General features: G+C 70.7%; 20 protein-coding genes and 2 tRNA genes. 8 read left to right on the top strand and 14 right to left on the bottom strand.

What is annotated here, in order from left to right; translation table 11 throughout:
* Positions 1–32 precede the first annotated feature (32 nt).
* Positions 33–665, top strand: a complete 633-nt coding sequence (locus tag A3CQ_RS0118715; protein ID WP_040432600.1) for a hemerythrin domain-containing protein — start codon at positions 33–35, stop codon at positions 663–665.
* Here the strand turns inward: A3CQ_RS0118715 and A3CQ_RS63680 are convergent.
* The 3 genes from A3CQ_RS63680 to A3CQ_RS62145 are packed head-to-tail and all read right to left on the bottom strand — an operon-like array spanning position 655 to position 5,648.
* Positions 655–3,789, bottom strand: coding sequence for an ATP-binding protein (locus A3CQ_RS63680; RefSeq protein ID WP_020512474.1), 3,135 nt, complete (start codon positions 3,787–3,789; stop codon positions 655–657). The genes A3CQ_RS0118715 and A3CQ_RS63680 overlap by 11 nt on opposite strands.
* Positions 3,790–4,803 carry a zinc-dependent alcohol dehydrogenase gene (locus A3CQ_RS62150; RefSeq protein WP_020512473.1) on the bottom strand — a complete coding sequence of 338 codons (1,014 nt, stop codon included), beginning with the start codon at positions 4,801–4,803 and terminating at the stop codon, positions 3,790–3,792.
* The gene (locus A3CQ_RS62145) at positions 4,800–5,648 is read right to left on the bottom strand and encodes a helix-turn-helix transcriptional regulator (RefSeq protein WP_211216640.1); all 849 of its coding nucleotides are present in this window, start codon (positions 5,646–5,648) and stop codon (positions 4,800–4,802) included. Before A3CQ_RS62145 ends, A3CQ_RS62150 begins: the two co-directional genes overlap by 4 nt.
* Before the next feature lie 96 nt (positions 5,649–5,744).
* On the opposite strand from A3CQ_RS62145, the gene A3CQ_RS0118695 reads away from it, so the two are divergent.
* Positions 5,745–7,361, top strand: coding sequence for an AMP-binding protein (locus A3CQ_RS0118695; protein ID WP_020512471.1), 1,617 nt, complete (start codon positions 5,745–5,747; stop codon positions 7,359–7,361).
* Here A3CQ_RS0118695 and A3CQ_RS0118690 read toward each other — a convergent pair.
* From A3CQ_RS0118690 to A3CQ_RS53360, 4 genes are all read right to left on the bottom strand, one after another.
* Positions 7,348–8,766, bottom strand: a complete 1,419-nt coding sequence (locus A3CQ_RS0118690; RefSeq protein WP_063713580.1) for a hypothetical protein — start codon at positions 8,764–8,766, stop codon at positions 7,348–7,350. The genes A3CQ_RS0118695 and A3CQ_RS0118690 overlap by 14 nt on opposite strands.
* Before the next feature lie 57 nt (positions 8,767–8,823).
* Entirely contained in the window at positions 8,824–10,371 is a 1,548-nt protein-coding gene (locus A3CQ_RS0118685) for a glycosyltransferase family 39 protein (RefSeq protein ID WP_020512469.1), read from the bottom strand.
* A gap of 63 nt (positions 10,372–10,434) precedes the next feature.
* On the bottom strand, positions 10,435–12,105 hold the full coding sequence (locus A3CQ_RS0118680) for an AMP-binding protein (RefSeq protein WP_020512468.1): 1,671 nt from the start codon (positions 12,103–12,105) through the stop codon (positions 10,435–10,437).
* Positions 12,106–12,176: 71 nt separating this feature from the next.
* On the bottom strand, positions 12,177–12,824 hold the full coding sequence (locus A3CQ_RS53360) for a dioxygenase family protein (RefSeq protein WP_051115282.1): 648 nt from the start codon (positions 12,822–12,824) through the stop codon (positions 12,177–12,179).
* A gap of 798 nt (positions 12,825–13,622) precedes the next feature.
* Here A3CQ_RS53360 and A3CQ_RS0118670 point away from each other — a divergent pair.
* A tRNA-Ala gene (locus A3CQ_RS0118670) sits at positions 13,623–13,695 on the top strand.
* A 44-nt stretch (positions 13,696–13,739) separates the two neighbouring features.
* A tRNA-OTHER gene (locus A3CQ_RS60915) sits at positions 13,740–13,860 on the top strand.
* Positions 13,861–13,878: 18 nt separating this feature from the next.
* Here A3CQ_RS60915 and A3CQ_RS0118665 read toward each other — a convergent pair.
* Positions 13,879–14,664, bottom strand: a complete 786-nt coding sequence (locus A3CQ_RS0118665) for an SDR family NAD(P)-dependent oxidoreductase (protein WP_020512466.1) — start codon at positions 14,662–14,664, stop codon at positions 13,879–13,881.
* A 10-nt stretch (positions 14,665–14,674) separates the two neighbouring features.
* On the bottom strand, positions 14,675–15,682 hold the full coding sequence (locus A3CQ_RS0118660) for a fatty acid desaturase family protein (protein WP_026205859.1): 1,008 nt from the start codon (positions 15,680–15,682) through the stop codon (positions 14,675–14,677).
* Positions 15,683–15,792: 110 nt separating this feature from the next.
* On the opposite strand from A3CQ_RS0118660, the gene A3CQ_RS0118655 reads away from it, so the two are divergent.
* On the top strand, positions 15,793–17,079 hold the full coding sequence (locus tag A3CQ_RS0118655; protein WP_040432596.1) for a sensor histidine kinase: 1,287 nt from the start codon (positions 15,793–15,795) through the stop codon (positions 17,077–17,079).
* Positions 17,031–17,666 carry a response regulator transcription factor gene (locus A3CQ_RS0118650; RefSeq protein ID WP_020512463.1) on the top strand — a complete coding sequence of 212 codons (636 nt, stop codon included), beginning with the start codon at positions 17,031–17,033 and terminating at the stop codon, positions 17,664–17,666. Before A3CQ_RS0118655 ends, A3CQ_RS0118650 begins: the two co-directional genes overlap by 49 nt.
* A gap of 120 nt (positions 17,667–17,786) precedes the next feature.
* Here the strand turns inward: A3CQ_RS0118650 and A3CQ_RS53355 are convergent, their stop codons facing one another.
* The 5 genes from A3CQ_RS53355 to A3CQ_RS0118625 all read right to left on the bottom strand — a co-directional run bounded on the left by A3CQ_RS53355 (position 17,787) and on the right by A3CQ_RS0118625 (position 22,761).
* Complete coding sequence (locus A3CQ_RS53355) at positions 17,787–18,833, bottom strand: glycoside hydrolase family 11 protein (protein ID WP_020512462.1); 1,047 nt, start codon at positions 18,831–18,833, stop codon at positions 17,787–17,789.
* 315 nt (positions 18,834–19,148) lie between these two features.
* A complete protein-coding gene (locus A3CQ_RS0118640; RefSeq protein ID WP_020512461.1) occupies positions 19,149–20,015 on the bottom strand; it encodes a DUF3626 domain-containing protein in 867 nt (288 codons plus the stop codon).
* Positions 20,016–20,987 (bottom strand): L,D-transpeptidase, encoded by a 972-nt coding sequence (locus tag A3CQ_RS57550; protein ID WP_084699138.1) that lies wholly within the window; start codon positions 20,985–20,987, stop codon positions 20,016–20,018.
* A gap of 209 nt (positions 20,988–21,196) precedes the next feature.
* Complete coding sequence (locus A3CQ_RS0118630; protein ID WP_020512459.1) at positions 21,197–22,111, bottom strand: DUF6282 family protein; 915 nt, start codon at positions 22,109–22,111, stop codon at positions 21,197–21,199.
* The gene (locus tag A3CQ_RS0118625) at positions 22,108–22,761 is read right to left on the bottom strand and encodes a GntR family transcriptional regulator (RefSeq protein ID WP_020512458.1); all 654 of its coding nucleotides are present in this window, start codon (positions 22,759–22,761) and stop codon (positions 22,108–22,110) included. The genes A3CQ_RS0118630 and A3CQ_RS0118625 overlap by 4 nt, the downstream gene beginning before the upstream one ends.
* Positions 22,762–23,045: 284 nt before the next feature.
* Between A3CQ_RS0118625 and A3CQ_RS0118620 the strand changes: the two genes are divergently transcribed.
* Together A3CQ_RS0118620 and A3CQ_RS0118615 are read left to right on the top strand one after the other, a co-directional pair.
* Positions 23,046–24,077 carry an ABC transporter substrate-binding protein gene (locus A3CQ_RS0118620; protein WP_026205858.1) on the top strand — a complete coding sequence of 344 codons (1,032 nt, stop codon included), beginning with the start codon at positions 23,046–23,048 and terminating at the stop codon, positions 24,075–24,077.
* 68 nt (positions 24,078–24,145) lie between these two features.
* Positions 24,146–24,913, top strand: coding sequence for an ABC transporter permease (locus A3CQ_RS0118615; RefSeq protein ID WP_040432574.1), 768 nt, complete (start codon positions 24,146–24,148; stop codon positions 24,911–24,913).
* The last annotated feature ends 13 nt before the right edge of the window (positions 24,914–24,926 follow it).

The raw sequence follows: 24,926 nt of genomic DNA, 5'->3' as shown, positions 1-24,926 counted from the left end.
GGCCGAAGGTGGCGCGCGGCACGGTGACCACCATGAACAAGGAACCCACGGGACTGCTCCTCGCGCACCGCGCCATGCTCCGCGACCTCGACCGGCTTGCCGAGCTCACGGCCGCGCTGGCCGGTGGCGGAAACCTTGACCGGCGCCGGGCCGCGGCGATCGCGGCATACCTGAGCGACTTCTGCGACAGCCTCCACCACCATCACCGCGCCGAGGACGACGTGCTCTGGCCGGTCCTCGAACGGCGGGCCGGCGTGCACGTCGACCTGACCGAGCTCACCGACGACCACGGCGTGCTCGACCCCAAGCTGACCCGGATCCGCGCCGGGGCCCGGGACCTGGCCCGACGGCAGGTGGTCTCGCCCGAGCTCGCCGCCGACCTGGCCGACCTGCGGGACACCCTGACCGAGCACATCGCCGACGAGGAGCGCACGATCGTCCCGCTGATCAAGCAGTACCTCTCCGACGAGGACTGGGCGACGGTCGAGTCCGAGGTCCGCAAGCGCGGCGGCAAGATGTCGTTCGAGGTGCCCCGCATCCTCGCGGTCTGCACCGAGGCCGAGCTGGCCGCGGCCCGCAGGGACGGCGGCATCCCGCTCGCTCTGATGATCAAGCTGCTGCCGGTGCCGTTCCGCCGCCGCGAGCGGCTCGTCTTCAGCGCCTGAGCCGCTCCAGCAGAGCACCGGCGGAGTCCCGGTACGCGATATCGCCGGAGAGCGCGAACAGGGCGGCGTCGACCGGGCCGCCGTAGAGGCTGCCCGAATCGAGGCCGGCGACCCGCCCCGCGAACGGCAGCAGCTCCTCGAAGATCTCCCGCCCGGTCGCGGCGTCGCCGAGCCGGGCCGCCGCGTGCCCGCGCATCGCCGTGAGGCCGAGCCAGTAGTAGTTGCGGTCGATCGGCAGTCGCCGGGCCCAGACCTCCTCGGCCTCCGCGCGCCGGCCGGCGTCGAGCAGGGCCAGCACGAGCGGATCGCTGATCCGGCCGGCGAACGCCTCGTCGGTCGCCAGCAGCTCGTCGACCAGCGGGGACAGGTCGCCGCGGAACACGGCTACGCTGACCCGGCCGACGGTCACCATCAGCGCGCCGTTCATCGCGCCGTGGTCGGTCAGCCGGCGGCCCACGTCCTCGTACCGGGCGAGCGCCTCGTCGGTCCGCCCGGCCAGCAGCGAGAGCAACCCGTCGAAGATCGCGACGACCGCGAGCAGGCTGCTGAGCTGCCCGGTGGTCGAGCGGGCGACGGCCCGGGCCATCTCGGTCCGCGCGCCGTCCAGGTCGGTGTGCGCCGCCGAGTCGAGGAACAGCAGCCAGTGCGCCACCGCCTCGTGGTCGATCTCGCCGGCCGCGACCGAGGCGGCCAGGTACTCCTCGGCGGTGGAGCGGCGGATCGCCCGCAGGTCGGGCCCCAGCGCCGAGTACGCCCGCGCGTTCAGCGCGCCGCAGAGCAGCCGCAGGTCGCCGACCGTGCGGGCCAGGTCCAGGGCCTCGGCGCTGACCTCGGCGGCCGCGGCGTCGTCGTGGCCCTCCAGCTCGCGGAAGAGCGCCAGCAGCAGCCGCACCCGAGCCACCGGGTCCGAAATGCCATCCAGGAAATGATATATACCGTCGACAATCGAAAAATCCGGTGAACGACTCTGCCGGGTGGTCCACACCAGCGGCGCGTCCCACGCGGTCAGCAGCGCCGGATCGGGCGGCACCGAGAGGTACAGCGACCGGGCACGGACGATGTCCCCGGCCCGGGCATGGGCGTTCACCGCCGGCGCGAGCAGGTCGGTCGGCGCCCCCGTCGCCCGGGTCCCGGCCAGCGAGCGCAGCCGCAGCGCCGACCGCCACTGCGCCGCCGCCTCCCGCCACGATCCGGCCTCCTCGGCGGCACGCGCGGCATTCGTCGCGTACGGAATCGCCTCATGAGCCGTGGCCGGACCGGCCGCCGCCGCGGCGTGCCGGGCGAGAGTCGCGGCATCCGCCCGGTGGGCGCCCAGCACCGAGAGCGCCCGGCTGTGCAGCCGCGCCCGGCGCAGCAGCGGCGTGTCCTCGTAGAGCGTGTCCCGCACCAACGCGTGCGTGAACCGCACAACGCCCGGCACCGGCTCGTCGAGCAGCCCGGCGAGTACCGCCGCCTCCAGCGCGTCGAGCACCTCGTCGGGGTCGCGGCCGGCCACCTCGGCGAGCACGTCCACATCGGCCTCCCGGCCCAGCACCGCGGCCTGGCGCAGCGCCGCCGTCACTGGGTCGGGCAGCCGGGCGACCCGCCGGCGCAGGACCTCGCGCACTCCCGCCGGCACCGCGGTCCCCGCCGCGTCCGTGCCCTCGGCGGCTAGCAGCCGGGCCAGCTCGCGCACGAACAGGGGGTTGCCGCCGGTGCGCTCGGCGACCAGCGCGAGCACGTCCGGCCCCGCCGCCACCAGGCCCTCGCGTCGCGCCAGCGCGGCGATCGCCTCGGCGTCGAGGCCGCCGAGCAGCAGGTGGGCCGCGGTCGAGGTGAGCAGCGCGCCGATCGTCGCCTCCAACTCGTCGCCGCGGTCGGTGGTGCGGTACGTGACGATCACCAGCAGCGGACTGGGCGCTCGCTGGGCCACGACCTGCCGGAGCAGTTGCAGGGTCAGGTCGTCGGCGCGGTGCACGTCGTCGAGCAGCACCACGGCCTTCCCGCCGTCGAGCCCGGCCGCGATCGCCCGCCCGAGCCGGAACGGGTTGGCCGGGCCGTCGACCGGTTCCGAGCCGAGCGCCTCCGACCAGGCCCAGCCGGGCGGCGCGCCCTCGACCTCCGGGCATCGTCCACGATGGACCTTCCAGCCGCCGGTGGCGAGCGCGGCGACCGCGGCCTCGGCGAGCGTGGTCTTTCCGGCGCCGGCCTCGCCGCCGATCAGCACGACCCGGGCGCCGTGCCGCGCGGCCTCGTCGGCGGCGGCCGCGATTGCCGCGAGTTCCGCCTGTCGTCCCCAAGTTCCTTTGCCCGTACGGGGGAAAGAGTCAACCGGGGCCCTAGTGACCGATGCCGCCGGCGGCAACGGGACCGGCGCGTCGAGAGCCGGCGCCTGCGCGAGGATGTCCGCCTCCAGCGCCCGCAGCGCCGGACCGGGATCGACGCCCAGTTCGTCGGCGAGGTGCCGCCGGGTCCGGCGCAGCGCCTCCAGTGCGTCACCCTGGCGCCCGCTGCGGTAGAGCGCGAGCGCCAGCAGCCGTACCGCCTCCTCGCGGCCCGGATGGTCGTGCAGGTGCCGCTCCATCGTGGCCACCACGATCGCGGCCCGGCCCAGCGCCAGCTCCGCCTCGGCCAGCGACTCGACCGCCGCCAGCCGCAGCTCGTCGAGCCGGGCCGCCTCGGGCCGGGCCCACGCCTCGTCGGCCACCTCGGCGTACGCGCCGCCCCGCCACCCGTCCAGCGCCTCGGTCAGCAGCCGGTGCCGGGCCGCCGGGCCCTCCTCCGCCGCCTGTCGCACCAAGTCGTCGAAGCGCCACGCGTCCACCGCCTCGGCCGGCAGCCGCAGCGCATACCCGGGGGCCGCGCTGACCAGCACCGCCGCCGGGGTACGCCGCAGCCGGTCCGGCTCCAACGCCCGGCGCAGGTGCGACACGTACACCTGAAGGGTGGCCAGCTGCCGGGCCGGGACGTCGGCGCCGCCGCCCCACAGGTCCTCGATGATGCGGTCGGCCGAGACCACCTCGCCGCCCGCCACCGCGAGCCGGGCCAGCACCGCCCGCTGCCGGGGCCCGCCGAGGTCCGCCTCGCTCCCGCCGACCGTCGCTCGCAGCGGCCCGAGCACGGCCAGAGTGACGTCCCCGCCCACTCAGGCTCGCAGCAGCACTTTGATGTGCTCGCCGGAGGCCGCGTCGGCGAAGGCCGCGGCCGCCTCGTCGAGCGGCCGCACCGCGGTGGCCAGCCCGGACATGTCGACCCGGCCGGTGACGAGCAGGTCGATGGCGTCCGTGAAGTCGTCGGGGAGATACGTGGCGCTGCCCTGCACGCGCAGCTGACTGTCCTGGATCATCGGCAGCGGGATCGTCACCGGCGCCGGCGGCACCCCCACGACCACGACCGTGCCCCCCTTGTTCGCCATGGCCAGCGCCTGGTCCATCGTGGACTGCTCGGCGACGCAGTCGAAGACGACATCGGCGCTCTCACCGAGCGCCTCTCGGGCGAGGCCGACCGCGTCGGGCGCCGTCGCGTCGATCACCGCGTCCGGCCCGAACTTCGCGGCCCGTTCCCGGCTGCGCGCCGACCGGGCCGTCATGACCACGGATTTCGCGCCCTGCGCCCGGGCGACCTGCAGCGTGAGCAGCCCGATCGTCCCCGTCCCGAGAATCGCCACGGTCTTGCCGGCCAGCCCACCCACCAGCCGGGAGGCGTGCACCGGTGTGCCCAGCGGCTCGATGAACGCGGCCTCCTTCCAGTCGAGCGCCTCCGGGATCACGTGCAGCCGCCGCTGGTCGACGGTGAAGTAGTCGGCCATGCCGCCCTGGTCGTGCGCGCAGCCGAAGAAGCGCAGGTTCTCGCAGATGTTCTCCCGGCCGGCCCGGCACTGCTTGCACTGCCAGCACGGCAGGAACGGCTCCATCGTGACCCTCGTGCCGACCGCCAGGGCCGGGCCGACCCCGGCGCCGACCGCCTCGACCGTCCCGCTCACCTCGTGCCCCGGCGCGTACGGCAGGGTGATGAAGGGATGTTTGCCCTGCAGCGCGTGCACGTCCGACCCGCAGACGCCGGCCATCGCCATCCGCACGAGCACCTCGCCGTCCTTCGGCTCGGGAACGGGCGCCTCCACCAGGGTCACCCCGCCGGCGTCGACGACGACCCGCCTCACGGCAGATATCCCAGGCGGCGTGCGGTCACGATCGTCTCCATCCGGCCATGCGTTCCCAGTTTGCGCATCGCGTTGCGCAGGTAGCTCTTCACCGTCTCGGGCAGCAGCCCCAGCCGCCGCGCCGCCTCCGCGTTCCCGCAGCCCACCGCGACCATGGCGAGCACGTCGAGCTCGCGCGGCGAGAGCGGGTTGATCTCGGCTGCGCCGGGCCCTTTCGCGATCAAGCGATCGGAGATCTGCTGCAGCCGCGCCCTCAGCGCGGGGTCCGAGGTCTCGGCGGCGAGCGTACGGAGGTCGGCATGCGCCAGCCGCACGTCCTCCCACTCCCGCGAGGTGGTGCCGGGCGCTCCCCGGACGGCCGCGGTCTCGAGCTCGGCCATCCGCCGGGCAACCTCCCGCCGCACAGTCGCCTCGGTGCCCAGCCGCAGCGCGACCCGGCCCATCGCCTCCACGGCCCGGCCGCCGACGGCGATCGGCTCGCGCGTGCCCGCGTAGAGCACGGCCAGCACCGACCCGTTCAGGCCCGGGCCGCCGAGCGCCACCGGAACCGCCGCGATCGCCCGCAGGCCCTCGGCGCCCACGTGCGCGTCGTACTCGTGGCTGATCCGCGGGTCGGCCGCGTAGTCCTCGACCCGCCCCGGCCGCGCCGTCGTCACGACCCGGCCGCCCAGCCCGTTCCCCGCGCTGACGATCAGTCCATGCAACGCGGGCGTGGCCGTCCCGGCGAACTCGGAGAGCCGCAACTGCCGCCCATCGGCCGAAACCACCCCGCCGAACGCGACCGGCAGGCCGGTGACCCGGCGAATCCGGCCGAGAGCGGCGGGCAGGTCGGCTGTTTCCCACACGTTCACAGCATGTCACGCCACCCCGGTTTCCGGCTGTCATGCATCTACCCCCGAACAGGGGTGGCGGGACGGCCAGAACCGGCTCATGCTGCGCAAATGCTTGCCTACTCGTCTGGTACCAGTACCGCGCCCCTGCTCGGCGAGACGATCGGGGCCAACTTCGAGCGCGCCGTCGCCCGCTTCGGCGACCGGGAGGCGCTGGTCGACGTGGCGGCCGGCCGACGGTGGACCTACGCCGAGCTCGACGCCGACGTGAACCGGCTGGCGCGCGGCCTCCTGGCGCGCGGGATCGCCAAGGGCGACCGGGTCGGGATCTGGGCGCCGAACTGCGCCGAGTGGGTGATCACCCAGTACGCGACCGCGAAGATCGGCGCGATCCTGGTCAACGTCAACCCGGCCTACCGCACGCACGAGCTCGAGTACGTCGTGAAGCAGTCCGGGCTTTCGCTGCTGATCAGCGCCGTGTCGTTCAAGTCGAGCGACTACCGATCCATGATCGAATCGATCGGGTTCGGTGACGTCGCGTACATCGGCGAAGCCTCGTATTTCGATTTGTCGGTCGACGGGGACATGACCGAAATTTCCGGGCGGGCCGCCAGCCTCGCCTTCGACGACGCGATCAACATCCAGTACACGTCCGGCACGACCGGCTTTCCCAAGGGCGCGACGCTCTCGCACCACAACATCCTGAACAACGGCTACTTCGTCGGCGAGCTGATCAGCTACACCGAGCAGGACCGCGTGTGCCTGCCGGTCCCGCTCTACCACTGCTTCGGGATGGTGATGGGCAACCTCGGCGCGACCTCGCACGGCGCCTGCATCGTCCTGCCCGCGCCCGGCTTCGACCCGGCCGCCACGCTCGCGGCGGTGGCCTCGGAACGGGTGACCAGCCTCTACGGCGTGCCGACGATGTTCATCGCCGAGCTAGGCCTGCCCAACTTCGCCGACTACGACCTCTCCTCCCTGCGCACCGGGATCATGGCCGGCTCGCCGTGCCCGGTCGAGGTGATGAAGCGGGTGGTCGCCGAGATGAACATGGCCGAGGTGGCGATCTGCTACGGCATGACCGAGACGTCGCCGGTCTCCACGATGACCCGCCCCGACGACAACCTGGCCCGCCGCACCGAGACCGTCGGCCGGGTGATGCCGCACCTCGAGTCCAAGGTCGTCGACCCGGTGACCGGGCTCGTGGTGGAGCGGGGCGAGCCCGGCGAGCTGTGCACCCGCGGCTACTCGGTGATGCTCGGCTACTGGGAGCAGCCCGACGCCACCGCCGACGCGATCGACGCGGCCCGCTGGATGCACACCGGTGACCTGGCCACGATGGACGCCGACGGGTACCTCAACATCGTCGGCCGGATCAAGGACCTGGTCATCCGCGGCGGCGAGAACGTCTACCCGCGCGAGGTCGAGGAGTTCCTGTACTCGCACCCGGACATCGCCGACGTGCAGGTGATCGGCGTCCCCGACGCGAAGTACGGCGAGGAACTGATGGCCTGGATCGTGATGCGCCCCGACACCACCCCGCTGACCGCCGAGGCCGTGCGCGCCTACTGCGCCGAGCGGCTCACGCACTACAAGATCCCGCGCTACGTGCACATCGTCGACGGCTTCCCGATGACGGTCACCGGGAAGGTCCGCAAGGTCGAGATGCGCGAGCAGGCCATCGACATCCTGGGGCTGCAGGAGGCCGCGGCGATCAAGAAGGCATGACTCGGGCGATCTTGATGGACGAGCCGCTGCTGCCGGCCGCGGGGTAGGCCACGCTGCCGTCCGCGTACGACTTGAAGGCCTGGTAGTTGTGGTCCTTGACGGCGATGGTGAACTGCTTGCCGATCGCCGACCCGGTGCCGGAGTCGTAGAGCTGCGCCCGCATCGAGGAGCCGGACTGCCAGGCCAGAAGCATCCTTCCCGACCCGTACGAGACCAGGTGCGGATGCTGCGAGGCGGCCGACGTGGTGATGTTCTTGTTCGCCGCTGAGCTGCCGGAGAAGTGCGCGAGCCGCACCTTGCCGCCCTGGCTCCACGCCGTCCAGTAACCCGACGACTTGGCCGGCACGAGATCGCCGCCGAAGAGCGTGCCGTCGCAGGTGCCCGCCGCGACCGTGCGATAGGGGTTCGGCTGGGCGATCCGGCAGTTGTTGTCGGTGGCGCAGACCATCACGAACTTCTTGGCGCGCGGGTCCCACACGATCCGCGAGGTCCAGGCGTGACTGCAGCCGACCTCGAAGCTGCCGTGCCCGCTCACCAGCGCCCCCGACTTGCTGACCACCTGCATCCGGTCGCCCTCGTGGATGTCCACGCAGGAGCCGTTCTTCACGGTGATCGCCACCCCGAAGTACGCCGCGTAGTTGCTGCCGTCCGAGGCGAGCCGGCCGTGGTGCTGGTACCACCAGACGAACCGGGCGCCGTCGTCGTAGCCGCCGCGGGCGTCGGTCAGGTTCGTGACCTGTCGCTCCCAGACCTCCTTGCCCGCGTTGTCGAAGCGGATCATCACCATCTTGTTGCAGGGGCTGGACTCGCCCCCGCAGAGCGGCCCGGTGTGGCAGTCGCCCTTGTGGGTGAGCAGCAGGACCCCGCCGGTCGCGTCGGCCTGCACGTCCTGCAGGTCGATGCCGGTGAAGCTGGTGAGCGTGCCGGTCAGCTTGTCGTCGCAGCCGAGCCGGCCCAGGTGCACCTTGCCGTCGGTGCCCAGCCAGGCCAGCCACGATCCGCCGCCGGGGGTGGCCGCGATGGCCATCGGCAGCGGGTCGGTGTCGCTCTCGCCGCCGTACCCCTTCACGGTCGAGCCGACGCCGACCTGGGTGACCCGCGAGACCGGCGCGGCGCCGACCGGCCGGGCGCAGGCGCCGGCGGTCTTCGGCGCGGCGGAAGTGGCCTTGGCGGACCGTGCGGCGGGACCCGGTGCCGAGGCGGCGACCGCGGGCGCGACGGACGCGGAGGCCCCGGCCGCGGCGGCCTCCCCGGCGGGGGACGAGCTGGATGAGAACCACCCGTTGGCTCCGGCCGGCAGGACAAAAGCCGCAATTCCGACGAGAGCGATGACCCCGGCGGCCACCCCGATCAGGGCGAGACGACGACGCGGTTTGCGGTGACCGGGGACCTCATGCGTGCTCATCAGCGCGGCACTCTACTGGGCACGCTCCCACGAGGTCCTTTGGTGATCCTTAAGCTTTCACCGGCGGTAGATCGTGATCGAGTAGCCGACGCTGTCGATCTCCGTGCTCGACGAGATCAGCTGCTGCAGCTTGCCGGTGGCCAGCGCCACCCGCGAGTCCGACACCACGAGCAGCCCGTGCACCTGGTCGTTCGGCACGGCGAGCGGATTCTTCGCCTGGATGCCGTAATAGCCGGGAACGCCGCCTCCCTTGTAGACCAGCCATACGGGCTCGCCGGGATACTTCGTCCGCAGCCGGACCCCGAGCCGCCCGAGATCCTGCCCCCAGTCCACGTTGGCGTCGTGCAGGTTGAGGTGGGTGTGCGAGGTGCCGCCGAAGGCCTCGTTCGAGTACGGCAGGTAGTACGGGAACGTCAGCATCGAGCTGACCGCCACGAACGCGACCAGCGCCGCCGTCCCGATCCGCGCCCACCGGAACCTTATGAGCACCACCGTCCCCGCCACCACGGCCAGGAGCATGGGCATGAAGATCACGTACCGGGTGCCGTAGTCGCGCGCCCCGGTCATCGCCACCAGCATCAACGCCCCGGCCGGCACGATCAGATAGAGCGTGGCCACCCGCAGCGCCGGCTTGACCAGCATGGTGATCGTCCCGGCCACCCACAGCGCCATCATTCCGAGCGGAGTCTTGATCAGCAGCGCGGCCGGCTGGTAGTACCAGAGCGCCCCGCGGTAGGCGTGCCCGAACAGGAACCCGTTGAAGGTCCGGGTCTCGAACTGGAACTGGATCAATACCCCGTCGCGGTACGCCTTGGGCAGCGGCAGCAGATTGACGGCAAGCTCCCGGAGCCCGCCCGGGTGCGCCAGGTTCGCCGGCGGCGTCCACCGCAGTCGCGGGTCGACGGCCAGATAGACCAGCCACACCACCGCGACCGCGATCAGCCCCACGCCGATCGCCGCGACGATCCGCCAGGCCAGCTTCTGCCACCATCGGGAGGGTTTTCCCACCACAAAAGGTGACAAGAGCGTTAAAAGCAGCACCAGGGGTACGGCGGGAAGCGCGCTCATTCGGGTGGCGAGCGCGGCGCCCAGGGCCACGCCCGCCAGCGGGAGATAGAGCCGAGGCCGCTGCCGGGAGCGCCACAACAACCAGAACGTCGTGAGCAGCAGTCCGGCCGCCGGAACGTCCAGCGTGGCCAGCGAGCCGTGCGCGATCACGTCGGGGGAGAAGGCGTACAGCGCCAGCGCCACCAGCCCCGCCCACGGCCCGGCCAGGTCCCGGGCGAACGCCAGCACCACCAGCCCGAACAGCAGCGTGAGCACGATCATCGGGATCCGGGCCGCGAGCATCACCCGGAACGGGTTGTTGCCCGTCTCGTACAGCAGATGACGGCCCTGGAAGGTCTGGTCGCCCTGGTAGGACGGGTCGAGCCGCGGGTCGACGAAGGCCATCCCGGCCGCCATCGCCAGTTTCGCCAGCGGCGGGTGCTCCGGGTTGTAGAGCACGATGTGCTCCCGGGTCAGCACCTCGGCCGTCGCGACGTAGACCGGCTCGTCGGTCGTCGGCGACTGCTGGATCGCCGTGGTGACCATGGCGAACGCCATCCCACCGAGTAACGCGACCACGACAAGCAGGTAGATCAGCCGACCAGCACGCACCGCGCAACGTTAGCCGGTGAATTCGCCCTCCGGCCGGTTCTCCGGGTCGGCGTGCTTCTCCTGCTCGGCGGCGCGCAGTTCGACCCGCCTGATCTTGCCGGAAATCGTCTTCGGCAGGTCGGCGAACTCGAGCCGCCGGATCCTCGCGTACGGCGGCATGTGCTCCCGCGCGTACGCGAAAATGGTCTGCGCCGTTGATTCGGAAGCCTCCCAGCCCTCCGCGAGCACGACGTAGGCCTTCGGCACCGCCAGGCGAAGCGGGTCGGGCGAGGGGACCACCGCGGCCTCGACGACGGCCTCGTGCTCGATCAGCACGCTCTCCAGCTCGAACGGGGAGATCCGGTAGTCGGAGGCCTTGAACACGTCGTCGGTGCGGCCCACGTACGTGATGTAGCCGTCCTCGTCGCGGGAGGCGACGTCGCCGGTGTGGTAGTAACCGCCGGCCATCCGCTCGGCGGTCAGCGTGGCGTCGCCGTGGTAGCCGACCATGAGCCCGGTCGGACGAGGCTCGAGTTGCACGCAGATCTCGCCCTCCTCGGCCGGCTCGCCGGTCAGCGGGTCGATCAGCTCGATCGTGAAGCCGGGCACCGGACGGCCCATCGAGCCCGGCTTGACCGGCTGGCCTGGGGTGTTCGCGACCTGCACGGTCGTCTCGGTCTGCCCGAAGCCGTCCCGGATCGTCACGCCCCACGCCTTCGCCACCTGGTCGATGACCTCGGGGTTGAGCGGCTCGCCGGCCCCCACGACCAGCCGGGGCGGGGTGCGCAGGGCGGTGAGGTCGGACTGGATGAGCATGCGCCACACCGTGGGCGGCGCGCAGAAGCTGGTCACGCCGCAGCGCTGCATCTCGGCCATCAGCCGGCCGGCGTCGAACCGCGTGTAGTTGTAGATGAACACGCAGGCCTGGGCGTTCCAGGGGGCGAAGACGTTGCTCCAGGCGTGCTTGGCCCAGCCGGGCGAGGAGATGTTGAGGTGGACGTCGCCGGGGCGCAGCCCGATCCAGTACATCGTGGACAGATGCCCGACCGGGTACGACTGGTGGGTGTGCTCGACGAGCTTGGGCCGGGCCGTCGTTCCGGAGGTGAAGTAGAGCAGGAGAGTGTCGGTGGCGCGGGTCGGCTTTTTGGCCTCAAAACCGACATTTCCGGAATATGCCTCGTGGAAGTTTAGCCAGCCCTCTACTGCGTCGCCAACAGCGATCTTGGTGGCGTCGACGGACTCGAACTTCGCCGCCGCGGCCGACGTGGCGATCACGTGCTTGGCGCCGCCCCGGGCGACCCGGTCGGCGGCGTCGGCCGGACCGAGCAGGGGCGTCGCGGGAATCAGCACCGCGCCGAGCTTCATCACGGCCAGGATCGTGTCCCACAGCTCGACCTGGTTGCCCAGCATCAGCACGATCCGGTCGCCGCGCTCGACACCCTGGGCCCGCAGCCAGTTCGCCACCTGACTCGACCGGCGGGACATCTCGGCGAACGAGAACCGCTGCTCCGCGCCGTCCTCCTCGACGATCCACAGGGCCGGTGCGTCGTTGCCCTCGGCGATCACGTCGAACCAGTCGAGCGCCCAGTTGAACTCGTCCAGCGCGGGCCAGGCGAACCCGGCGGACGCCGTGTCGTAGTCCTCCGAGTGGGCGAGCAGGTAGTCCCGCGCTGCCCGGAATGCCGCTGTGCCCGTCGTCATCGCCCCAGCCTGCGCCCGTACGGCGGCGCGGCGCCACCCCCGTCCGGGGGTGCCGTCGTTCCGGGGTGCGCTTAGATGCCGACCGTGCGGGTGGCGACCAGGCCGCGGCGCACATCACCGGTCACGCACGCCATTTCGACCGGGGCGCCCGGGTGCTCGATGCCTCGGCTCGCCTCGTAACCCGGCGTCGCGTAGGCCGCCGCGCACGCGTCGGCGGGCAGCGTGATCTCGGCGGCGAGCATCCGGGTGCCCGGGCAGGCCACCATGCTGGGGTAGACCTCGACGTGCAGGAGCGGCCACCGGCCGTCGTGCGCGCCCGGGAAGATGCTGGTGAACCGCGCCCACCCGGCCGTGTCCGCGGTCTGCACGCCGCGCAGGTAGTTCTCCCGCTCCAGCCCAGGCGAGTACAGCGAGTAGTTGCCCTCCCGGTCGCACTGCCAGAGGTACACGGCGAAACCGGGCAGCGGCCGACCCGAGTTCGCGCTGGTCAGCCGCAGCCGGATGTCGAGCGGCACGCCCCGCGCCACCCCGTTCGCGGTGCCGAAGCCGCGCCGGATGTCGCCGCGCACGATCCCCGAGCGCGCCAGCGTGGTCGCCTCCGGCCCGGCTGCGAGCGCCGCCACCGTGACCCCGCCGGCCAGGCCCATCATGCGGCGGCGCCGCACCAGCGGGAAGTCGTCGGTCAGGCCGCTGTCGTGCCGGCTCCGCGTCTCAAGCATGCGATCCATTGGGCAGGCGTTGGGTTGCGCACCCGCATCGCTTCCGGTTTCAGCTCAGGTGTTTCGCGTACGCGCGAAAAGGGATTGTCACCGTTGCGGGCGTGCACTACTGTTTTGGGGAGTCCGCACGGAGCGCGCACGAAAGGGGATCGAGATGATGTGGCAGGCCGCCAATCGAGCTGACCTCGCCGCATTCGTTGCGACGATCGATCGTGCCGCCATGCCCCGCCCGCTGGGTGGGCGCGTGCGACGAGCGACGAAGTGGCGCTCCCCGGGAGTGAGCTGGCGAAACGGCTGACGCCGTCACGGTTTCCGCCGCCGCCCTCCCGCTCCGGGAGAGGCGGCTTTCTTCGTCTCCGGGCCTTGGAGCCTCGTCTCCGTGGCCACCGGGACCGCGCGGGAACCGTGCGATATTCGACCTGTACAGGTTCAATTCCTGCCGTCCGTGCGTGCCATTCTTCAGTCCATTTCAATAGTGTTTCTGAGATCCCAGGAATAGGGGCGAGGAGCGGCGTTCACGCGGGCCGGCTGCGGTGGGTGAGGCAACCACCGGGCTAGCTGGACGGGAATACTTGCGCTACCCGGCCAACGCGGGCGACGCCGCCCTCGCCCCAGCGACAACCACCCCAACGTCCCACGAGAGAGCCGCACGGTGGCCGCCCCCGCTGGGCGTCCGGCTTCCGCATGGCGTGGCCACTGCCGCGCGGCGGGTGCCTTCGGTGCCGTTGCCTCGGGCGTACGTCCGTGATCGAGATTTGCCCGCGTGTGCCGCCATCGGTGTCGGCGCCGCGGTCCAGAGGGCTCGTAGCTCATCGGGAAGAGCACCCGTCTTGCAAACGGGAGGTGGCCGGTTCGAGCCCGGCCGGGTCCACGTCGTGCGGAGGTCGGATGGTTCGACACCACCCGGCGACATACACCCCTGTAGCGCAGCGGGAGAGCGCGCCGGACTAGCAGTCTTCAGTCCTTGTTAAGGGCGGCTGGGCGGGGTGGTCGGATGGGAATCCGGAGGCCGGGAGTTCGAGTCTCCCCAGGGGTACGGCGCACCGACCAACCGTCAGGTGGTGACGTTCAGCCAGCCGCCGTCGACGTAGAACGTGGAGCCGACCGTGTAGGAAGCGCGGTCGGAGCAGAGGTAGACGAACAGGTCGGCTACCTCCTCGGGGGTGGCGAAGCGGCCGATCGGGGCGTTGTCGTCGGCGATCTTCTGGAGGTACTGCTCCCAGGTCTGGTCGGTGCCCTCGGTGAGCAGCTTCGCGGTCTTGACCCAGTCGCCGGTCATGACCAGGCCGGGGTTCACCGCGTTGACGCGGATGTTGTCGCCGATGAGCTCGTTCGCGAGGCATTTCGAGAACATCACCAGCGCGGCCTTGGTCACGTTGTAGATGGGCTCGTAGCCCAGCGGCTGCGTGGCGCAGATCGAGGCGTTGTGCAGGATCACGCCGCCGCCGCGGGCGCGCATGCCGGGCGCGAGCGCGCGGGCCAGCCGGACCGCGGCCATCACGTGCAGCTCCCAGTAGAACTGCCAGCGCTCGTCCGGCGCGGTCAGGATCTTTTCCTCGCTCCCGGTGCCGGCGTTGTTGACGAGGATGTCCGCCCCGCCGAACTCGGACGCCACTGCCGCCGCCAGCCGCTCGGCGCCGTCGGGCGCGGTCAGGTCGGCCGGTACGGTCACCACCCGTACGCCCTCGATCTCGGACGCCAGCGTGCGCAACCGCTCCTCGTCGCGTGCGCAAAGCACCAACTGGACGCCCTCGGCCGCCAGACCGAGGGCGACCGCCCGGCCGATGCCGGCGCTTCCTCCGGTGATCACGGCCACCTTGCCGGTCAGATGCAGATCCATGCCGCCGACGTTAGTCGCGGCGGCGGAGGTCCGTGCCGACGTCGTGCAGGTGGCGCAGGGCCTGGGCGTACGAGTCGGTCAGCGAGGTCATCTCGTACGAGACGCCGATCTCGTCGCAGAACCGCTGGACGATCGGCTGGGCCTTGCGCAGGTTCGGCGTGGGCATGGCCGGGAACAGGTGGTGCTCGATCTGGTAGTTCAGGCCGCCCAGGGCCACGTCGACCAGGACGCCGCCGCGGACGTTGCGCGAGGTCAGCACCTGCTTGCGGAGGTAGTCCTCGGTTCCGTCGGGGTGCGGCATGCCCTTGTGGTTGGGGGCGAACGTCAGGCCCAGGTAGACCCCGAACAGCGCCTGGTGCACCACGAAGAAGGCGAGCGCCTGAAGCGGGCTCAGCACCAGGAGCAGGACTCCGGCGTACGCGATGAAGTGGGTTGCCAGCAGTGCGCTCTCGACGCGGCGGCGCTTGACCGTGCCGTTGCGCAGCGCCCGGATGCTTTCCCGCTTGAGCGAGAGGCCCAGCAGGGTGAGCAACGGGAAGAAGAAGTAGGCCTGGTACTTGGTCAGGAAGCCCTTTCCGGCGGCGGCCTCGCGGCTCCACACCAGCACGCCGGGGCCGACGTCGGGGTCGAGATCGTCGTGGTTCGGGTTGGCGTGGTGCTTGGTGTGCTTGTCCATCCAGTAGCCGTAGGACATGCCGATCCCGAGGTTTCCCGCGATCAGTCCGGCGCGGCGGCTCGGCGTGTTCGTCCGGAAGACCTGCCGGTGGGCCAGGTCGTGGGCGACCAGCGCGAGCTGGGCGAACACCACGGCCAGGAACGCGGCCACGGCGAGCGTCCACCAGGAGGAGCCGACCACGAAGAAGGCGGCCCAGCCGCCCACCAGCGCCGCGCCCACGAGGCCGAGGCGCACCACGTAGTAACCCGGTCGTCGTTCCAGGAGGCCGGCGGCGTTGATGCGCCGGCCCAGCTCCGCGAAATCGCTCCCGGCCGTGCGCGGCCGCTCTGCCATCGTCGTCATGCGTCAAGCCAATCGGACGGAGAGATCAAAGTCAGGAGCGCTAGGCCCCCTTCCAGGAGTAGTGCTAGCCCTACCGCGATCAAGGCTCCCGACCGGTAAGGATGGTGGGCATGGAGACCAGGGACTGGATGCGGGACGGGTTGCGGGCGGTGGCCGGCGGCGCGCTCGCGATCGCCCTGTCCCTGACGAATGTCGTGCTGTTCCTGCTCTTCGTCCTCGCCCTGATCATGACCCCGGTCCTCGGCCTCGGGCTCGTGCTGCTGCCGCTGGTCACGTCGCTGGTCCGGCTGCGCGCCGAGGCCGGCCGCGGGGTCGCCGGCTGGTGGGGCGTGCCGGTCGCCCGGCCCTATCGCCCGCGCCCGCCGACGATCGGGTTCCTGGGCTGGCGGGCGTACCGATGGATCATCACCGACCCGGCCACCTGGCGCGACTTCGCGTGGCTGATCCCGGGCGCGATCGTGGGGCTGGGGCTCGGTCTCGGCTCGCTGCTGATCCCGCTCTACGGCCTCCAGGGCGTCGTGCTGCTTCCACTGTGGATCTGGCTGGGCACCGGGTGGTACGGCTACGGCGTGATCTGGCCCATCGAGAGCGTCAGCGAGGGCTTCCTCTCCCTGCCGCAGGGCGCCCTGTTCCTGGCCATCGGCCTGGCCGTCGCGCCCTACCTGCGCCGGTTCGACGCCCAGTTCGCGCGGCTGTTCCTCGCCCCGACCCGCAACGCCGAGCTACGCCTGCGGGTCACCGAGCTGACCGTCATCCGGGCCGACACGGTCGACGCGCAGGCGGCCGAGCTGCGCCGCATCGAGCGCGACCTGCACGACGGGGCGCAGGCCAGGCTCGTCGCGCTCGGCATGACGATCGGCCTCGCCGAGGAGATGGTCGAGCGCGACCCCGCGACCGCCCGCCGGCTGCTGGCCGAGGCGCGCGAGGCGAGCAGCACGGCCCTGGTCGAGCTGCGCCATCTCGTGCGCGGCATCCATCCGCCGGTGCTGGCCGAGCGCGGGCTCGACGGGGCGGTCCGGGCGCTCGCGCTCCACCTGCGCATCCCCACCAGCGTCGACTCCGACGTGACCGAGCGGCTCGACACGCCGGTCGAGTCGGCGGCGTATTTCGCGATTGCCGAGGCCCTGGCCAATGTGACGGTGCACAGCGGCGCCACCTTCGCGTACGTCAGCATCAAACGCGACGACAGCCACCTGCTCCTGGAGGTCGGCGACGACGGGCACGGCGGTGCCGACCCCTCCCGCGGCACCGGCCTGCGCGGCATCCAGCGCCGCCTCGCAGCATTCGATGGCACGATGACGCTGTCCAGCCCGCCGGGCGGGCCGACCATCGTGACCATGGAGCTGCCGTGCGCGTTGTCATCGCCGAGGACCACGCTCTCCTCCGGGACGGACTGACCCGGCTGCTGGAGGCGTTCGACTTCGAGGTCGTCGCGACGGTCGACGACGGCCCGTCGCTGCTGCCCACGCTGCTCGAGCAGAAACCGGACGTCGCGGTGGTCGACGTCCGGCTTCCGCCCACCTTCACCGACGAGGGCCTGCAGGCGGCCATCGCGGCCCGCACCCGGGTGCCCGGCATGCCGATTCTCGTGCTGTCCCAGCACGTCGAGCCGTTGTACGCGCGCGAGCTGCTCGGCGACAGCGTCGGCGGCGTCGGCTACCTGCTGAAGGACCGGGTGTCCAACGTCGGCCAGTTCATCGACGCCGTTCACCAGGTCGCGGGCGGCGGCACCGTGATGGACCCGGAGGTCGTGGCCCGCCTGCTCGAGCGCAGCCGCCCGCTCGACGTGCTGACCGTCCGCGAGCGCGAGGTCCTGGCCGAGATGGCGGCCGGCCGCTCCAACGCGGCGATCGCGGCCAAACTCTTCGTCACGGAGAAGGCGGTCAGCAAGCACATCAACAACATCTTCACGAAGCTCGGCCTGCCCCCGTCCGACGACGACAACCGCCGCGTGCTGGCCGTGCTCGCGTACCTCAACGCGTGAGGACGGAACGCGTGAGGCCGAAACGGGCGTGACGCCGAAACGGGCGTGACGCCGAAACGGGCGTGAGGCGGAAACGGGCGTGAGGCCGGGCCATGGTGGAGTGGCCCGGCCTCGACGCGGTCAACTACAGGTCGTGCCGTTGAGCGCGAAGCCGCTCGGTGCGGCGGTGTTACCGGTATGGGTGGCCTGGAAACCGATCGTCGTCGAGGCGCCCGGTGCCAGCGCGCCGTTGTAATTGACGTTCGTCGCGGTCACCGCGCCGCTGGTCGGCGAGTAACTGGCGCTCCAGCCGGACGTGATGTTCTGCCCGGACGCCAGGTTGAACTTCAGCGACCAGCCGTTGATGGCGGCCGAGCCCGTGTTGGTGATGGTGATGTTGTCGGTCAGGCCGTTGTTCCAGGCGTTCACCGAGTTGGTCACCTTGCAGGTGCTCGTGCCGCCGCCGGGGTTGGTCGGCGAGGTCGTCGGCGAGGTGGTCGGCGGGGTTGTCGGCTGCGTCGGGTTGTTGCCCTCGCTGACCGTGATGTTCGAGCTGCCGCTGCTCTGGTAGCCCTCGGTCGCCAGGATCTGGTAGTTGTGCGTCCCGAGGTTCAGGCCGAAGCTCGCCCACGCGTTGAAGTGGTTGGCCGTGGTGATCGTCCCGCCGGTGCGGTGCGACTGACGCACGCTCCAGTACTGGTAGAACGTCGCCGTGCCGATGATCGACGGCTGGTTGACCCGCTGCGTGCGGTAGATGTCGTAGGTGCTGCCGTCGGTGGTGACCGAGCCCAGTCGGGTGGCGCCCGAGCTCGGGTTGTACGAGCCGAAGTTGTCGACGATGTAGTACTCGATCAGCGGGTTGGTGGTCCAGCCGTACAGGGCCAGGTAGCAGTTGCCGCCGCAGTTGAAGGAGCCGGAGTAGTTCACCGTGTGGTTCGAGCCCGGGTTCCAGCCCTTGCCGACCACGGTGTTGTTGATGCCGTTCCACTGGACGCTGTAGTTGCCGCCGGCGCCGAGCGTCATCGTGACGTTGCCGCTGTCTTTCCAGTACGAGAAGAAGTAGCCGTTGTGGGTGCCGGTCGTGTTCGAGGTGACCGTGCGATCGGCCTCGGCATGGGCGACGCCGGCCACGGCCACGGAGGCGGCGGCCAGCAGGACGGCGGTGGCACCGCTGATGAGCAGTCGCATGCGGTTGCGCCCGCGACGCTGGACGGGAACGGGAACGGGGGACTCGGTCACGCGCGTGCATCCTTCCTCAAGAGGGCATGACGCGACGCAGCGTGGATGGTCAGGACGAGACCACCGCCGTCAGCGTCGGCCACGCCGGGGGATGTGCTGGTGGCGATGAAGTTCATCGATGAATGAAGTATTGGTCGGCCCCCACGCGAAGTCAATAACTTTCGGAGCGTTCCCGAAAGAACCGAGACTCATCCCGTACGCCGGGCCGAGGCATATGTCCAGTTCAGTGACCGAATCGTGGGTCGCTGGCTCAAACCGAAGCCGTTATCCGCGGTCGTCGCCGATAGCAGTTCTGTCATTGCGGCCGAAAGTTTCGGAGGTTGCGCCGAAGTGGGCGACATAGTGCCAGACGCGTTTCAGGTCCTGCTCGTCGTGGCGGCCGGTGCGGGCGGCGTCGCCGATGACGCGCGGGGTCAGCTGCCCGTCGACGGCGATCGCGGCGCCGAGGTCGACGTAGCGGGGGCCGCGGTACTCGGGGTGCCGCGCTAGCTCGGCGACGGCTAGCCGGAAGCCCGGGTGCCACTCGAGCGGGCAGGGCAGGCGCTGTGCAGCCGCCTCGACATCGGTGCCGCGATAGCAGGGATCCAGCACCAGGGCCTCGACGTCGCGGTCGAGCCGGACGGGCCCGTGGACCTGCGCCTCGACATAGTCGTCGAGACCGTCCTTCGTGTCGGCCCGGGCGAGGTCGATCAGCGACATGCGGTCGGCGACCGCGAAGGCCGTGGGCTCCAGGACGCTGTCGGGATAGCAGAAGGTCGCCCGCGCCAGCACCGCCGCGGTCAGCCGCAGATGGGCCGAGCCGAACCGCGGTGCGGCGCCGACGGCCTTGCCGCGGAAGTTCAAGGCGCCGTAGACCGGTCGCAGGTGGCCCGGGGCGTCGTCGTAGGCGCCGCCGAACATGCGCTGCTCCCACCGCCATCGGTCGCCGCCGGGGAAGGCGGTCAGCCCGCCGCTGCTGGTGCCGGTGACGAACTGCGACAGGTACATCCCGCCGTCGGCCAGCCGTTCGATGACGGCGCCGCGATCGGGGTGGAAGTTGAGCGTTATCCGCAGGGACGGGTCGACCGGGCCGCCGGTCGACAACGCGGTGACGTGACGCAGGGCCCGCCGGCCGTACGCGTGAAGATCCACTCAGGTGGTGTGCAGGAGGCCGCCCGATTGCCAGGTGGACCAGGAGAGGTTCCAGTCGCCGTAGCCGTCCCAGCTCGGCATCGTGGGGCCGCCGGTGTTGGTGTAGATGGTCACGTCGCCGACGTGGGCGAAGGCGAAGAAGCGCTTGGCGTCCGCGTCCCGGAGGTTGGTGCAGCCGTGCGAGGTGCTGCGCTGGCCGATGTTCCCGCCGTTCCAGGCGGCCGAGTGGACGAACTCGCCGGAGTTGGTGATGCGGACCGACCACGGCACCTTGAGGTCGTAACCGGGCCCGGTCATCCGCTGGACCTGGTCCCTCTCCATGACGACCTTGACGCCGGAGAAGGTGGGCGTACTCGCCTTGCCGAGCGAGACCGGGACGCTGAAGACCTGCTTGCCGTCCGAGGTGACGACCATGCGCTCCTTGTGGCCGTCGATCCGGCTGATGTTGGCGGCGATCGTGGACATGTCTAGCGTCAGGCTGTTGTCGAACACCATGCCGGTGCCCGCCGAGTGACCCTTCGTGGCCAGGTCCATGTGGATCTTGGCGTGCGCGGGCCAGTAGTTCTGGAGCCGGTAGTGGGCCTCGATCGGGTACCCCGAGTAGATCGCGGACCGCTGGAAGAACCAGGCGCCGTCGGCCGGCTCGCCGTTGACCGTGACGGTCGTGGCCGCCGCGAACTCACGAGCGTCGGTGATCTTCGCGGACAGGTACGCGATGATCGGCATGCCCACGCCCCACGAGGAGCCGTCGCCCTGGAACAGCCGCACGTGCACCGGCTTCCCGGCCGGCGTGGGGGAGGCCGACGCGGAGGCCGCCGGGGGAGCCGACGCACCGGCCGACGAGCCGCCCGAGGCCGTCCCGCCGCGCGCGGCCGAGTCTTTCGACGAGCCACCGCAGCCCGCCGGCAACGCGAGGACCAGGCCAAACGCCACCAACGTCGCCGTCGACCGCCACGAGCGAGAACGTTTCATGACTGCGACTCTGCTACGAACGAGCCGCACGTGCCACTCGCGGACCTGGTTTTAAGAAGCTGCAAAGCCCGAATTGCCGACGGTTTGAGCGCAACCGACCACTCAAGCCCGGCGGTCGCGTCACGGCCCGGTGTTTGGCCTGGCTTGCGTTGAGCTACGGGTTCGCGGCACCTGCGGTTGGGGGCCCCTCGATCCGTACGATATGGGTATCAAGAAGCGATGAAGCGGGAGTTGTCGACGGCCATGACCCGCACCTCGTCCTCCTTGAAGCCCGCCTCCAGGAGCTTGTCGGCGAAAAGGGCGAGCCCGTCCTCGACCGGTGGGTTGAACGGCTGGCCGAGGTCGCTGGAGAGCACGGAATGCTCGACCCCGACGGCGCGGATGTTGTCGAAGAGGTCCGGCCAGGCGACCTTGCCGGTGTACGGCGTGGTGAAGCAGCGCTCGAGCAGTGCCCCCTCGGCGGCGAGCGTGCGCTGATCCTCGACCGAGAGGCGCTGCGAGGTGAACTCGGGATGCGTCACGACCACTCGCCGCACGCCGAGGGCGCGTGCCTCGCGCACGACGGCGAGGATCTCGGCGGCGGAGAGATGGCCGGTGGCCAGCACCATGTCGTGCTTGGCGATCACGCGCAGGACCTTGCGGACGTCCTCCCGGACGGTGCCGTCGTCGGACAGGACCTCGACCACGTCCGGGACGATGCCCTGCGCGTGGAGATCGGCCTGGAGCGCGCCCCACATCGCCGGTTTGCTTCCGGGCAGGTCGGCGGCGGTCGTCGAGCGCTGGTTGCGGGAGTCCACCGTGGGCATCCAGACGATGCGGGCGCCGAGGCGGCCGGCGATCTCCACGGCGGCCGGGTTCATGCCGCCCATCGAGCCGTTGAGCGTGATCGCGCCGAGGACGTCGACGCCGGGCACGGCCTTGCTCACGACCGCGGCCCGTTCCGCCGTGGTTACGTAGTGCGATTTGATGATAAATCCGGCAAGCCCGACGGACGCGAACCGCGCGGCCAGGGAGAGGTCGTCGATGCGCCGGTCCATCACGTCCGGGGCGATGTGGACGTGGGTGTCGTAGGCGCCCGAGACGAGCTCGCGGGCGGCGACGGACGGAACGGGATGGTCGGTCATGACTCTCCTAGAGGGCGGCGGGTGGTGTGCGACAACGTTGATTCGACCTGTCCGAGATGGACGCGCATGGCCCTCTCGGCGGCCTCCTCGTCGCGGGACGCGATGGCCTCGACGATCGCCGTGTGCTCGGCGAACGAGTGCGTGGCCCGGCCCGGGACGAGGATCGTGCGGAACTGGAAGCGGACCAGCTGCGCCCGCAGCCCGGTGATGAGCCGGGCCGCCGTCTCGTGCCGCGCCGCGGCGATGATGGCGGCGTGCAGGGCGGCGTTGCCGTCGGAGTAGCTCAGCAGGTCACCCTCGGACAGCTTGCGGCTCATGCCGGCGAGGATGCGGCGGATCGCGGCGATCTCCTTGGCGGTGGCCCGGCGGGCGGCCTCGCGCGCGGTGAGCGCCTCGAGCACGGCGCGCGCCTGGAGGATCTCGACCGCCTCGGCGTCGGTGACGACCCGGACGCGGGCGCCGCGGTGCGGAGTGAGGATCACCACACCGTCCTGGCCGAGGCGGAGCAGCGCGGTGCGCACGACCGCCCGGCCGACCTGGAGCCGCTCCGCGAGATCGGCCTCGACGAGGCGTTCGTTGGGCATCAGCTCGCCGCTGTAGATCAGATTCCGCAGGCGCAGATAGGCGTCGTCGGCGGCGGGCGACGTCAAGCGCGGGTCCTCTCCCAGGGAACGGATTGCTCACAATCTTGTGCACAGGTCTGTGGACTGTCAACCACGTCGTGACCTGCGTAGATGTCCATTTCGGACGTCAAAAGGCAGTATACGACGTCCGGTTTGCACCGGTAAGCGTGCCATGACACGGCAACATGCCTGCTCTACGATCTCGACCGGACGCGGGCCGGACGGACGCGTGTCGATAGACGCGACGTCCACGCAGGTCGGTCGAACAGACAGCTCCGCCGGCTGGTCGGGCGGATTCTCAGGAGGCATGGATGATCAGACGCTCTCGTGTGCTGGCGGCGACGCTGCTGGCCGCAGTGCTCGTGACCGCGAGCGCGTGCTCGAGTTCGGACGACGACAAGGGAACGACCGGCAGCGCGGGGGGATCCGGCGACCTCAAGAAGGTCACCTACGTGACCGCGTTCGGCGCCGTCGGGCGGGACGCCTTCGCCTGGGTCGCCAAGGAGAAGGGCTTCTTCAAGGACGCCGGCATCGACGTCGACATCCAGAAGGGCGCGGGCAACGTCCAGAACCTCACGCTGATCAAGTCGGGCCAGGCGCAGTTCGCGGCGCTCGACTTCACCGGCGCCGAGATCCAGGCCGGCACCGGCAAGTTCACCAACTGGCGCGCGGTCGCCGCGATCCACCAGCAGACGCTGGTCTCGATCATGACCACGGCCGACACCGGCATCACCAAGCCGACCGACCTGGCCGGCAAGACGGTGGCCACCGCGACCGGCTCGGTGAGCGAGCTGCTGTTCCCGGCGTACGCGAAGCTCGCCGGCCTCGACCCGAAGACGGTGAAGCTGACCGGCGCGCAGTCCACGGCGCTCAACGGCCTCATGGCGCAGCGCAAGGTCGACGGCCTGAGCACCTTCCTGCTGTCCAAGAAGGCGCTCGAGACGGTGTCCAAGAAGGACGTCGTCGTGATGCCGTACAGCGAGTTCCTCTCCGACCTGTTCGGCAACGCGATCATCGCCAACGAGAACCTGATCAGCAGCGACAAGGACCTGGTGAAGAAGTTCACCGACGCGGCCATGAAGGGCCTGCAGTACTCGCTGGACCACCCGGAGGAGGCGGCCGCGATCCTGCACAAGGCCGAGCCGACCGCGGCAGAGCCGGCGGCCATCGGCGAGATCAACGCCATGAAGCCGTACGTGTCGTCGCCGAACGGCGCGCCGCTGGGTCACCTGGACCAGGAGCGGGTGGCGCGCAGCATCGCCATCCTGCAGGGCAACGGCCTCATGCCGGCCGGGCTCACGCCGGAGAAGGTCGTCGACTTCAGCTTCATCCCGGCAAGCTGACGCGCTGACGCCCTTGGTGCGCGGGGCGGATAGGATCCGCCCCGCGCCCAACATCGACGGAGCAACATATGACCGAATCTCGAGTGTGGAGCAACGCGGTGCTCCCCACCCTCGGCGTGATCATCGCGGTCACGCTGTGGTGGCTGGCGACCGCGGTGTTCCACATCGACCCGTTCTACGTGCCGTCGCCCGCCGACGTGGTCGAGACGTTCTTCCGGACTCCCGGCTTCCTGCTCCAGGAATCGTGGATCACGATCCAGCGGGTGCTCATCGGATTCGCCGTCGCCGTGACCCTCGGCCTGGTCATCGCCGTCGTGCTCGGCTCGTCCCGGACGATCGAGCGGATGGCGCTGCCGGTCCTCGCCGCGGTCAACGCGATCCCCAAGGTCGCGCTCGCCCCGCTGCTGCTGGTCTGGATGGGCTTCGGCGACTCCCCGAAGATCGTCATGGTGATCCTGGTGAGCTTCTTCCCGGTGATCGTCTCCACCATGGCCGGCCTCACCTCCACCCCCGCCGACCTGCACGAGCTGGCCCGCTCGCTCAAGGCGAGCTGGTGGCAGACGTTCGTGAAGGTGCGCCTGACCTGGGCGCTTCCCCAGGTCTTCGTGGGTCTCAAGGTGGCGACCCCGCTGGCCATCATCGGCGCGGTGATCGGCGAAGTGGTCAACCCCGACCACGGCCTCGGCTCGGTCATCGCCGGCTCGAGCGCCAACAGCGACACCGCCCTCGCCTTCGTCGCGCTGGTCCTGCTGGCCGTGATCGGCGTAGTCATGTTCTACCTGGTCGCCGGGCTCGAGCGCCTGCTCGTCCCGTGGGCCAAGGCCATCTCCTCCTGATCCGGGGTCAACT

It is taken from the genome of Paractinoplanes globisporus DSM 43857, assembly GCF_000379645.1.
Classification (GTDB): domain Bacteria; phylum Actinomycetota; class Actinomycetes; order Mycobacteriales; family Micromonosporaceae; genus Actinoplanes; species Actinoplanes globisporus.
Note: the sequence above shows the minus strand (reverse complement) of the source record. Positions and strands in the feature narration are given on the sequence as shown.